11 protein-coding genes are annotated in these 12,533 nt (G+C 37.3%); 9 read left to right on the top strand and 2 right to left on the bottom strand.

Annotated features, from left to right (window positions below):
- Positions 1-67 precede the first annotated feature (67 nt).
- Positions 68-1,087 carry a Gfo/Idh/MocA family oxidoreductase gene (locus tag WJM97_RS16395; RefSeq protein ID WP_353929855.1) on the top strand — a complete coding sequence of 340 codons (1,020 nt, stop codon included), beginning with the start codon at positions 68-70 and terminating at the stop codon, positions 1,085-1,087.
- Positions 1,088-1,187: 100 nt separating this feature from the next.
- Positions 1,188-1,964 (top strand): D-Ala-D-Ala carboxypeptidase family metallohydrolase, encoded by a 777-nt coding sequence (locus WJM97_RS16390; RefSeq protein ID WP_353929854.1) that lies wholly within the window; start codon positions 1,188-1,190, stop codon positions 1,962-1,964.
- Positions 1,965-1,999: 35 nt separating this feature from the next.
- Here the strand turns inward: WJM97_RS16390 and WJM97_RS16385 are convergent, their stop codons facing one another.
- Positions 2,000-3,916, bottom strand: a complete 1,917-nt coding sequence (locus WJM97_RS16385) for an ATP-binding protein (protein ID WP_353929853.1) — start codon at positions 3,914-3,916, stop codon at positions 2,000-2,002.
- A gap of 201 nt (positions 3,917-4,117) precedes the next feature.
- Here WJM97_RS16385 and WJM97_RS16380 point away from each other — a divergent pair, with 201 nt between their 5' ends.
- The 4 genes from WJM97_RS16380 to WJM97_RS16365 all read left to right on the top strand — a co-directional run bounded on the left by WJM97_RS16380 (position 4,118) and on the right by WJM97_RS16365 (position 7,136).
- The gene (locus tag WJM97_RS16380; RefSeq protein WP_353929852.1) at positions 4,118-4,825 is read left to right on the top strand and encodes a RibD family protein; all 708 of its coding nucleotides are present in this window, start codon (positions 4,118-4,120) and stop codon (positions 4,823-4,825) included.
- 191 nt (positions 4,826-5,016) lie between these two features.
- The gene (locus tag WJM97_RS16375) at positions 5,017-6,198 is read left to right on the top strand and encodes a GNAT family N-acetyltransferase (protein ID WP_353929851.1); all 1,182 of its coding nucleotides are present in this window, start codon (positions 5,017-5,019) and stop codon (positions 6,196-6,198) included.
- 75 nt (positions 6,199-6,273) lie between these two features.
- The gene (locus WJM97_RS16370; RefSeq protein ID WP_353933191.1) at positions 6,274-6,657 is read left to right on the top strand and encodes a DUF4346 domain-containing protein; all 384 of its coding nucleotides are present in this window, start codon (positions 6,274-6,276) and stop codon (positions 6,655-6,657) included.
- A gap of 140 nt (positions 6,658-6,797) precedes the next feature.
- Positions 6,798-7,136, top strand: coding sequence for a DUF760 domain-containing protein (locus WJM97_RS16365; RefSeq protein ID WP_353929850.1), 339 nt, complete (start codon positions 6,798-6,800; stop codon positions 7,134-7,136).
- Between the two features lie 77 nt (positions 7,137-7,213).
- Here WJM97_RS16365 and WJM97_RS16360 read toward each other — a convergent pair whose 3' ends face one another.
- Positions 7,214-7,708 carry a pentapeptide repeat-containing protein gene (locus WJM97_RS16360; RefSeq protein ID WP_353929849.1) on the bottom strand — a complete coding sequence of 165 codons (495 nt, stop codon included), beginning with the start codon at positions 7,706-7,708 and terminating at the stop codon, positions 7,214-7,216.
- A gap of 144 nt (positions 7,709-7,852) precedes the next feature.
- Between WJM97_RS16360 and gcvT the strand changes: the two genes are divergently transcribed.
- The 3 genes from gcvT (at position 7,853) to gcvP (ending at position 12,526) form a co-directional block, all read left to right on the top strand.
- Positions 7,853-8,986 (top strand): glycine cleavage system aminomethyltransferase GcvT, encoded by a 1,134-nt coding sequence (gene gcvT, locus WJM97_RS16355; RefSeq protein WP_353929848.1) that lies wholly within the window; start codon positions 7,853-7,855, stop codon positions 8,984-8,986.
- Positions 8,987-9,082: 96 nt separating this feature from the next.
- Positions 9,083-9,472, top strand: coding sequence for a glycine cleavage system protein GcvH (gcvH, locus tag WJM97_RS16350; protein WP_353929847.1), 390 nt, complete (start codon positions 9,083-9,085; stop codon positions 9,470-9,472).
- A 156-nt stretch (positions 9,473-9,628) separates the two neighbouring features.
- Positions 9,629-12,526, top strand: a complete 2,898-nt coding sequence (gene gcvP / locus WJM97_RS16345) for an aminomethyl-transferring glycine dehydrogenase (protein WP_353929846.1) — start codon at positions 9,629-9,631, stop codon at positions 12,524-12,526.
- The last annotated feature ends 7 nt before the right edge of the window (positions 12,527-12,533 follow it).

Genomic DNA, 12,533 nt, shown 5'->3' with positions numbered 1-12,533 from the left:
CATACCACTGTATCCCTAATAACTAATAACTAATAACTAATGACTAATAACTAATGACTAATAACTAATGACTAATATTAAACTGGCTGTTATTGGAGTGGGACGTTGGGGAGTGCATTTGTTACGGAATTTTGTAGCACATCCTCAAGTAGATGTAGTTGCGGTAGTAGATCCGAGTTTAGAAAGATTGACAGCAGTAAAACAACAGTTCAATCTTGATGAAAATATATTGTTAACGACTCAGTGGGAGTCAATTAAAAGTATTTCCGAATTGACAGCAGTAGTGATCGCCACTCCCGCTACTACCCATTATCACTTAATTAAAGATTTTCTCCAGCATGGATGTCATGTTTTAGCGGAAAAACCCCTCACCCTTGATCCAGAAGAATGTCGGGAATTATGCCAACTAGCAGAGTATCAGCAGTTGATCCTCATGGTGGATCATACCTATTTGTTCCATCCCGCAGTGGAAAAAGGTCAAAAAGTAGTTCAGTCAGGTCAATTAGGCGATTTACGATATTGTTATGCTACCCGGACTCATTTAGGACCAGTACGCCAAGATGTTGATGCACTGTGGGATTTAGCAATTCATGATATTGCAATTTTTAACACCTGGTTAGGAATGTTACCTGTAAAAGTAGAAGCGAAAGGTACAGTGTGGTTACAAGAAAACCCAAGTTTATCGGATTTAGTTTGGGTAACTTTAACGTATCCAAACAACTTTCAAGCATATATTCACCTCTGCTGGCTAAATACTGATAAACAGAGGCGGTTAGGGGTAGTTGGTAGTCAAGGAAGTTTAATCTTTGATGAAATGTCAGCTAAATCACCACTAACTTTTATACATGGTGAATTTAGTCAACAAGGGGATTTATTTATTCCCATCAATCAAAGTCAGGAAGTAATAGAAATTGAAAAAGCTGAACCATTAGGAAAAGTGTGCGATCGCTTTGCTAATTGTGTAATAAATAACACTCCCTCCTTGATTTCCTCTGGGTGGGTAGGTAGAGAATTAGTAGAAATTCTCACAGCTTTAAGCAAATCTCTCCATCAAAATGGCAAATCCATCAAAATCAGTAATGCTTAATCAAGGAATATAAGTAAATTTATTTATATTAAATATATAAACTTGATGCAAAAAACTTATGCTCATATATATGTAAAGTACAAATTTTAACAGGACAATTATGACATCTACCCCCCAAGATTCAACCCCACCAACAGAGATCAAGTCTCTCACTGAGTATATAAAACTCAATGCACCAGCTATTTTTATCACCGATGCTCACATAGACTTAGTCAAAGAAATACAATCACTGCTAAAAATAGAAGTAGATGGGATTGTCGGACCTTTAACCAAACAAGCATTTATAGAATTTAAAGCAGAAAATGAACTCAAATATCCTTTAGGTTTAGGAGTAACAACAGCCAAAGAATTACTCAAGTTAAAGGATACGGAAGAAGTCAGTTCTGATCAAGAAGAGACTAACTCAAAAGGAACATTAAACCCCTCTGCTGGTTCAAGAACAGGTTCGACGATGAGAATTCCTGGAGGAAAAATAGTCTATGCAAATGAATATATTGTGGAAGGAATCCCCCTCACTTGGGGTGAAGCCACTAAAAACTGTACACGCATTCCCACAAGTTCTGAATATGTAGCCAACGCCATCCGACTAGCGAAGACTTGGGGAGAAGTAAGAGATAAATTTGGCTCACCCATTAGAATTACCTCTGGTTATCGTCCACCAGCCGTAAATAGAAGTGTTGGTGGTGTTAGCAATAGCCAACATATTTACTTCCGGGCTTTAGATATGCAGCCTCTGAATGGAGATTTTAGGAAACTGTGGGAAGTTTTAAAAGACTCTCAATTTGCAGGTTTGGGAGATGCAGTATTTATGGGGCGAAATAAAGGATTTTTCCATGGTGATATCAGACCTGGTAGCCGAGTGATATTTCCCTATTAGTTAATAACAAGAATCTATTTTTAAATTAGGGAGTATTAATTATTGATAATGCTCCTTTCTGTTTTACCTTGTTTAGATAACAGAGAAACATCAATCAAAGGTAATTGAATTTTTAATGTTGTTCCTTGATTTAAACCCAAACTTTCTAGAGTGATTGTCCCGCCCATCAGTTCAACTAAATTGCGGGAAATTGCTAATCCTAATCCAGTCCCTTCAAACTTGCGTGTGGTTGTACCATCTACCATCACAAAAGGACGGAAAAGTTTATTTTGTTGGTCAGGATCAATACCTATACCTGTATCTTTTACAGAAACAATTACATAGAATCTACTCTTATTTTCCTCAATTTTTGCACTAATAATAATGCTACCTGTATCTGTAAATTTAGTAGCATTACCAATAATATTAATTAAAACTTGTTTGAGTTTTACCTCATCTGCCTTAACAGGAATGGGTTTATTACCTATTTCGCATTTTAACTGTAATCCTTTCTGTTGAATATTTACAGATTGTAAATTAATAACTTCTAATAACAATTGATGTAAATCCAGAGGAGCAGTAAAAACCGATAATTTACCTGCTTCAATTTTAGAAATATCCAGCAAATCATTAATAATACCTAATAAATGAATCGCCGTATCATCTGCTCGTTTGAGAAATTCTAATTCTTCCTCTCGACTATCACATAAATCATCTCTGACTAAACGGACACAATTAATAATAATATTCAAAGGGTTTCGCAATTCATGGGAAGTTGTCGCCAAAAATTGACTTTTCACAGTATTAGCTGACTTTGCTTCCTTCCAGGCTATTTCTAATTCTTCTGCCCATGCTTTAAGTCTTTCAACCATTTGATCTAAAGCTTGAACAAGTTGATTAAATTCCTTAATTTTAAAGTTATGGGGAATTGGTTGTGCTGCATGGTGACTGTGAATATTTAACGCATAGTCTCTCAGTTCTTCTAAAGGACTAGCTAAATAGGGAGCTAAATATAGAGATACCCACAAACCCGCACCAATTAAACCAACCGTTAAAGCCATGAAAATTAACTTGATTTCGTCTAAACCAGAGAGTGAATCTTGGACACTAGATACAGAGAAAATAATCCATTTTCCTGGCTTTCCCTGTGTAATGGGACTAGGAATTGCTGTGTAACCAACTACAAATTCCTTAGCATCTGTAAAATTGATATAAGTAGAATTATTTTCACCTTGAATAGCATGATTAATAATAGTTTTGAGATTAGGAAAATTTACATAACTTTGAATATTTTTACCTATTTTTTCCGGGGACATATAAGCAAAAATTTTGCCATTTTCATCAATGACTATCAAAGAACCTGTCAGAGAACCGGAATGATTTTCTGTTTGTCGGTGTAGTGTGGTTTTTACCAATAAAACATAAGCTAAATTGCCGCGTAAATTATTAACTGGCTGAGACAATAGTAATTTTAGTTGATCTTCTTGGTTAGTCTGACCAGTTCTACCCGGTTTTTGTGGAGGAATGAGAGTAATTTTAACTTCTTGATTAGTAAAAGATAATGGCTGATCATTAATTAATTGATTACCACAGGTACTGGCAATAATCGGATTTTTCTGACTGCTTTTTTGTTTATTTCTGGGTAAATGTTGCAGTTGAATACAATCAATTGTATTAGGTAGTGCTTCAGCTAATTGAGTTAAAAATTTTTCCGCCTTTGTTGCTGAACCAGACTGGATAACCTTTGTTTGACTGGCACTAATTAAATTAATTTTTAAAGCAGCAATCATATTATTAATTTTTTCACCCTTATAAATAGCACTGTCTTTTAAATTTTCTCTGGCAGTATTCAAGAGACTAGAACGTGCTTTATTCAGAGTTACCATTTCTCCAATTAATAAAACTGGCACAAATACCAGTAAGATTCTAGTTACTAAAATGCGCCGAAAAGACGATTGACGAGACTTAACCATTGATTGTCTCACTTAATATCTGCAAACCACAACAATTAAAACGTAAATTAAAAAGTACAATGGGAATAGGTAAATGAGACATTTTAGTAAAAAATATTAATTAGATTGTAGTTGGTTAAAATTATCAAACTTTAATTTTTCAAAAAGAAACTATAGATACAAAAAATATAAAATGTTAGATTAAGTACAGATTTCTTGAACATGATGCAAAAACGTCCTCATACTACAGTAGTTTTAGCCATGAGTGCAGATGGCAAAATAGCCGATTTTAGGCGATCGCCCGCCCGTTTTGGCTCAACGACCGATAAAGCACACCTGGAAGCACAAATCGCTGCTGCTGATGCTGTTGTATTTGGTGCTGGTACTCTCCATGCTTACGGTACAACACTCACCATCTCTCAGCCAAGATTGTTGCAACAAAGAACCACAGAACATAAATCTCCCCAGCCATTTCATATAGTGATTTCTAGTTCTGGCAACATTAATCCGGATATTAAATTCTTTCAGCAACCTGTAGAACGCTGGCTATTGACGACTACAAAAGGCGCGAAATTTTGGCAAAACCGTGCCGAGTTTGACAGAATTTTAGTCATAGAAACAACAACAGGAAATATTGATACTTGTGCAGTTTGGCAACACCTAGCAAGTTTACAAATCAAAAATATCGCAGTATTAGGTGGTGGTCAATTAGTTGCTTCTTTATTAGAATTTGATTTAATAGATGAATTATGGTTAACTATTTGTCCTTTAATTTTAGGTGGTGATACTGCACCAACACCAGTAGCAGGACAAGGATTTTTATCAAATTTAGCACCCAAGTTAGAACTAATAGAAGTCAACACAGTTGAACAAGAAGTATTTTTGCATTATCGGCTACATAAAAACCATCAACGATTAAATCCTGTTTAATACTTGTTATACCAATTCTGTATAAAGATGTGTCAAATTTAGAAAGGAACAAACCACAGAGACACAGAGAACACAGAGGAGAAAAAGCATGGTTTAAAAATTCGGCGCGGCCTCACAAAGAAATGGTATTAGGTTATGTTTAATTAGATTCACCTACTTGCATCATCAAAATAGATATTCATCACTACACAATGGTAAAATCACCTAAATCTAACTATTCTGTACTTTGGACTCATACGCTGGCTGATATTCCGCAAACAGCCTGGGATGCTTTAGCTATACCACTCAAAACACCCTTTTTAGAATGGGACTGGTTAAATAATATGGAAACCTCCCATAGTGCGACTGCTAACGCTGGTTGGTTGCCAAATCATTTAACAATATGGCGAGATCAAACTTTAATTGCGGCTGCACCCCTGTATTTAAAAGGTCATAGTCAAGGGGAATTTGTTTTTGATCATCAATGGGCAGATTTAGCTTATCGTCTTGGTATAGAGTATTATCCGAAATTATTAGGGATGTCCCCATTTACCCCAGCCGAAGGTTATCGGTTTTTAATTGCTCCTGGAGAAGATGAAGACGAAATTACAGCGATGATGGTACATGAAATTGATGATTTTTGTCTAAAAAATAGTATTTCCGGTTGTCATTTTCTCTATGTTGATCCTCAGTGGAAACCTGTATTAGAAAAACAAGGTTTTACAGCTTGGTTACACCATAGTTATATTTGGGAAAACGCTGATTTTCAGTCTTTTGATAATTATTTATCGGTATTCAATGCTAACCAAAGAAGGAATATCAAACGGGAACGCAAAGCCGTAGCAAAAGCTGGTTTACAAATGCAAGTGATTTCTGGGGAAGATATTCCCAAATCACTTTTTCCACTCATGTATGAATTTTATGCTGACACCTGTGATAAATTTGGGTGGTGGGGTAGTAAGTATCTCAGTAAAAGATTTTTTGAAAGTTTATATCATAATTATCGTCATCGGGTAGTATTTTTTGCTGCTTATAATCAAGAAGATCAGCATCAACCTGTGGGGATGTCTTTTTGTTTATTTAAGGATGATAAACTCTATGGACGTTATTGGGGCAGTTTTCAAGAAATAGATTGTTTACATTTTGATGCTTGTTATTATGCACCAATTGAGTGGGCGATCGCTCACAACATCCAAAGTTTTGATCCCGGTGCAGGTGGCAGACACAAGAAACGCCGTGGTTTTCCTGCCAAACCCAACCATAGTTTACACCGATTTTACAACAATCGTTTAGGAAAAATTCTCCGTTCTTACATCCTAGAAGTTAATCAAATGGAAGAACAGGAAATCCAAGCAATTAACGCAGAGTTACCTTTTACTCAAAATAATGTTTAAAACAGGTAGCTAAAGAATTAAACTGGATCTGTAATCTCAAACACCATCTAAATAAGTTATCTTTTGATCATGACTATAAATTTAATACTTGATGATTTAACCGCCATTGATGATAAACTTTCCCACCGTCATATAGAACTTGATCCTAACGGCTATTTCATTATTTACATTGACTGCAATGAAAGATTGATTTACGCCAAGCATTTTACAAACGTCATTGATGAACGTGGTTTAGCTGTAGATCCAGAAACAGGTAAGGTAATTCCTGCCAAGGGTAAAGTAGAAAGAACTCACACCACAGTATTTAGCGGCCGGACTGCTAAAGAATTATGTGTCAAAATATTTGAAGAAACTAAACCCTGTCCAATCACTTTCTTAGATCATGCTGCTTATTTAGGTAGGGAATTTGTCCGGGCTGAGATTGCCTTAGTGACTGGGAAAGAATACGTACAAGATTAATTTAAGAAGTCAGGAGTCAAAAGGTAATAACCTCCTGACTAATGACTAATGACTAATGACTTGTGTAGAAGAAACACATCTTCCCAGGTTCGGTTTCTTTGACCATGAATTAATGATTCTCTTGGTAAATTGATAATCAAATGATTTTAAAGTTTAAAGTAATTGCCATGAGTAATCTTTCCCATTCTCAGCCAGATTATTTTGCATCTGAAGAAAATCAAGATCAATTTTGGCACTACATACAGTCTCTAACCCCAGAAACAGTAAATCAATTATCTAAACCTAATTCATCAGAAGTATTTGAAGTTATTCAAAAATCTATTGTTGCCACATTAGGTAATTTACCTCATGATAAATATAATACGGTGATCACTACCAGCCGCGATGAATTAGGTAAGTTATTAGGTTCAGCAATGATAGATGGTTACTTTTTACGAAATGTAGAACAAAGATTAGAAATGGAAAAGCATTTCCAATAACTGAGGAGTTAGAAGTCAGGAGTCAGGAGAAAGAATTAATTCCCATACTCTGTATGGGAAAGAGGAAAGCTGAATGCTTACTTACAACCTAAAGATTCACGGGTATCTACACCAGTTTTAGAGTTAACACCACTAGCATTAACACAGAGTTTTTTGATCTCTACTCCATCTAAAATCGCATCGGTAAAATCTGCACCAGTGACATCTACATTCTCAAACACAGAACGCAGCATCATGGCATCCGTAAACAAGGAATCAGTTAAATCAGCATTCTTAAACTTGACTAAATAAGCAATACCTTGGCGAAAATCTACACCATGTAAATTCGCATCCTCTAACAAAGCACCGTTAAACACAGCACCCCGGAGGTTAGCATTGCTAAAATTAACATTCTCTAATACCACATTGGTATACTCATTACCTGTTAAATCCTGACCAGAAAAATCTTTAGTTTCTACTTCATCCCCAGCAGAACGAGTAATACTAGAAGAACTAGCGGCTTGTGCTGATAGAGGGGAGACAAACAAAACTACAGTTAAAACCATACTAGCGAGTATTTGCCAAAGTTTCATAATCTTTGCTTAATAAATCTCAACATTTTCACTATTAACTATTAAACCGCACCAAGGACTTAGGTAGAAAAATAGAGAGTTATCGCAGGTGACGGGAACTGATACCGTAGGATAAGTAAATGTTGATGATCCCTAAAAATACCTGTGGCTAAATCAGAAAATCATACCCAATCTCTATTACAAACTCCCTTATATCACCTTGGTGTAGAACTCAAAGCTCGCTTTACCAGCTTCGGTGGTTGGGAAATGCCAGTACAATATAGCGGTATCACCCAAGAACATCAAGCTGTGAGAAATGCAGCGGGGATGTTTGATATTTCCCACATGGGTAAATTTACTTTCCAAGGTAAAAACCTGATTTCCCAACTAGAGAAATTAGTACCATCAGATTTAAGTCGTTTACAATCCGGTCAAGCACAATACACAGTTTTATTAAATCAACAGGCGGGGATCATAGACGATATTATTATTTACCATCAAGGTGTAGATAATACAGGCACAGAAAAGGTCGTGATGATCGTTAATGCGGCAACTACCGACAAAGATAAAAACTGGTTATTAAAACATCTTGACCTAACTAATATTGAGTTTCAAGACCTGTCACGGGATAAAATCTTAATTGCTGTTCAAGGGCCAAAAGCTACTGGTTATATTCAGTCTTTGGTAGCGGATGATCTGAGTGTAATTAAAGCCTTTGGACATTTAGAAACCACCATCTTTGATCAACCAGCCTTTTTAGCGCGGACAGGTTATACCGGGGAAGATGGCTTTGAAGTCATGGTAGCTCCCGAAGTGGGGATAAAATTGTGGCATTATCTCTATGAATCTGGTGTGACTCCCTGTGGCCTTGGTTGTAGGGATACATTGCGTTTAGAGGCTGCCATGGCACTGTATGGTCAAGATATTGATGATACCACCACACCCTTAGAAGCTGGTTTAAGTTGGCTGGTTCATTTGGATACTAAAGGTGATTTTATTGGCCGTAGTATTTTAGAACAGCAAAAGACCCAGGGAGTTAAGCGTAAACTCGTAGGTTTACTAACCCAAGGTAGAAACATTCCTCGTCATGGCTACCCTGTATTATCATCAGGTCAGACCATAGGAGAAGTTACCAGTGGAACACTGTCACCCACCCTTGGTTATCCGGTAGCTTTAGCTTATGTTCCCAAAGAATTAGCAACCGTTAAGCAAGAACTAGAGGTGGAAATTCGTGGTAAAACTTATCCTACTGTTGTAGTCAAACGTCCTTTTTATCGCTCAAAAAATCGGACTAAATGATCCTTTTTCAATTTTTTGAGGAATAATGTCTCTTGGGTTACTCTGGTAACACTAATCTGGTAACAATAAATTTATTAACGTGGAAGAGGAAGTGCTATGGATTTGGAATATCCGCAAGAGCTACAGTATCAAGATACCCATGAGTATGTACGTTTAGATGGAGAAATTGCCACAATTGGTATTACTGCCTATGCTGTAGATCAATTGGGTGATATTGTTTTTTTGGAAGTTCCCGATGTGGATGAAGTGATTACTAAGGGAGAGGGATTCGGTAACATTGAGTCAGTGAAAGCTGTCGAAGAACTCAAAGCTCCTTTGAGTGGTACAGTGATAGAACGTAACAGTGCAATTGTTGACGCTCCTGAACAATTAGCTGATGATCCTTATCATGATGGTTGGTTAATTAAAATCCGTGTTGATAATCTGGATGAAATTGACGAATTAATGACAGCTGATGAATACAGTGCTTTGGTAGAAGGTGAGTAAGTAATTTTCATGTTTGTGGGGTGCGTTAATAACGCACCATTTCTAGAATTGAGGTTGACAGTATTCGTTTTGTAAACGGGACAATTTTTGAGGCGAACTTACCTATTTCCAAGTAATCATTACAATATATTAAATAGTAATGTAGGAGAAAAATAGGTGGTAGCAAATCTATCTCGTCCTCAGTCTAGCGATCGCAACATCTTAGCTCAAAGTAGTAACAAAGTCAGCAATTTCAGCCAAAGACACATCGGACCAAACTCTGATGATGTTCAGCAAATGCTGGTAACATTAGGTTTGAATAACCTAGATGACTTAATTGCTAAAACCGTACCCCAGGGAATTCGCTTAGATAAAAAGTTGCAACTTCCAAAAGCACAAAGCGAATATGCAGCATTAGCAAAATTAAAACAAATCGCTGAAAAGAATCAAGTTTACCGTTCCTACATGGGTATGGGGTATCACGACTGCATTACCCCCACAGTGATTCAACGCAACATCTTAGAAAATCCCGGTTGGTACACCGCTTACACCCCCTATCAACCAGAAATCGCCCAAGGACGTTTGGAAGCACTTTTAAATTTCCAAACCATGATCATAGACTTGACAGGTTTAGAAATTGCTAACGCTTCCTTATTAGACGAAGCGACAGCAGCAGCAGAAGCAATGAGTATGAGTTATGGTATCTGCAAAAATAAATCCCATAACTTTTTTGTGTCTAATGCGTGTCATCCCCAAACCATTGACGTATTACAAACCCGTGCAAAACCTCTAAGTATCAACATCATCATCGGTGATCATCAAACCTTTGATTTTTCCGAAACCATCTTTGGGGCAATTCTGCAATATCCCGCAACTGATGGTAAAATTTACGACTATCGCAACTTTATAGAACAGTCCCATGCTCAGGGTGCATTGGTGACAATAGCGGCAGATCCTCTGAGTTTAACATTACTCACACCCCCCGGTGAATTAGGGGCAGATATAGCGGTAGGAAGCACCCAGAGGTTTGGTATTCCGATGGGATTCGGTGGACCTCATGCGGCGTATTTTGCTACTAAAGAGGAGTATAAACGCTTAGTTCCAGGGCGGATTGTGGGTGTATCAAAAGATGTTCATGGTAAATCTGCTTATCGGTTAGCTTTACAAACCCGTGAACAACACATTCGCAGAGATAAAGCCACCAGTAATATTTGCACAGCGCAGGTATTGTTGGCAGTGATGGCGGGGATGTATGCAGTGTATCATGGACCCGATGGTTTAAGGGGAATTGCGGAAACTGTTCATAAACTCACCGCAACTTTAGCAGCAGGTTTGCAAAGTTTAGGTTATAAAATTGTTAATGAAAACTTCTTTGATACTCTGCGGATAGAGTTAGGAAATACCAGTTTACAGGCAATTTTAGAAGCTGCGGATGCGAGAAATATCAACTTGCGAATTTTTGATAATTCTGATGTAGGAATTTCCTTAGATGAAACCACAACAGAAGCAGATGTAATTGATTTATTACAAGTTTTCGCACTGCAAGATCAATTACCTTTTAATATTGCAGAAATCACTTTTTCAAGTTCTCATATTTCCCAAATTCGTGAAAGTGAATATCTCACTCATCCCATTTTCAACCGCTATCATTCAGAAACGGAATTATTGCGTTATTTACATCAACTAGAAACCAAGGATTTATCATTAACAAGTTCGATGATTCCCTTGGGTTCTTGTACCATGAAGTTAAATGCAACTTCCGAAATGATTCCGGTAACTTGGGCAGAATTTGGCAAAATCCATCCTTTCGCGCCAATTTCCCAAACCAGAGGTTATCAAATCCTGTTTCAACAATTAGAAAACTGGTTAGGAGAAATTACAGGATTTGCGGGAATTTCTTTACAACCAAATGCGGGTTCTCAAGGTGAATATTCTGGACTTTTGGTAATTCATGAATATCACCAAAGTCGGGGAGAAGGACACAGAAATATTTGTTTAATTCCCCAATCTGCACATGGGACAAATCCTGCAAGCGCGGTCATGTGTGGGATGAAAGTTGTCGGAATTGCTTGTGATGATCAGGGTAATATTGATGTTGCTGATTTAAAAGCCAAAGCTGAAAAACATAGTAGTGAATTAGCAGCGTTAATGGTGACATATCCATCAACTCATGGAGTATTTGAAGAAGCAATTCAAGAAATTTGTGCCATAGTTCATGAACATGGTGGACAAGTTTACATGGACGGGGCTAATATGAATGCTCAGGTGGGTATTTGTCGTCCTGGTGATATTGGTGCTGATGTTTGTCATTTGAACTTACACAAAACTTTCTGTATTCCTCATGGTGGTGGTGGTCCGGGAATGGGTCCTATTGGTGTCGCTTCCCATCTTGTACCGTTCTTACCTGGACATTCTGTAATTAAATTAGGTGGTAATTTGGGTGCGGTTTCTGCTGCACCTTGGGGAAGTGCGAGTATTTTGGTAATTTCTTGGATGTACATTGCAATGATGGGTGCAGAGGGGTTAACGGAAGCTACCAAAATTGCGATTTTAAATGCTAATTACATCGCTAAGAAATTAGAATCATTTTATCCAGTTTTATATCAGGGAAAAAATGGTTTTGTAGCACATGAATGTATTTTAGATTTACGTGCTTTGAAAAAATCAGCAAACATCGAAATTGATGATGTTGCGAAGCGGTTAATGGACTATGGTTTTCATGCTCCTACGGTTTCTTGGCCTGTGGGTGGGACAATTATGGTAGAACCAACAGAAAGCGAATCTAAGGAAGAATTAGATCGTTTTTGTGAGGCGTTAATTGCGATTAGAAAGGAGATTTCTGAGATTGAATCTGGTAATATGGATCTGCAAGATAATGTTTTGAAAAATGCGCCTCACACTGCGGAAAGTTTGATTGTTGGTGAGTGGAAACATGGTTATTCTCGTGAACAAGCTGGTTATCCTGCAAGTTGGAGTAAGGAATATAAGTTCTGGCCAAGTGTGGGTAGGATAGATGCTGCTTTTGGGGATAGGAATTTTGTTTGTTCTTGTTTACCGATGGAGGCTTATAGTTAATTAATTG

Origin of the sequence: Okeanomitos corallinicola TIOX110 (genome assembly GCF_038050375.1) — a bacterium.
In the GTDB taxonomy this organism is placed as follows: Bacteria; Cyanobacteriota; Cyanobacteriia; order Cyanobacteriales; family Nostocaceae; genus Okeanomitos; species Okeanomitos corallinicola.
Note: the sequence above shows the minus strand (reverse complement) of the source record. Positions and strands in the feature narration are given on the sequence as shown.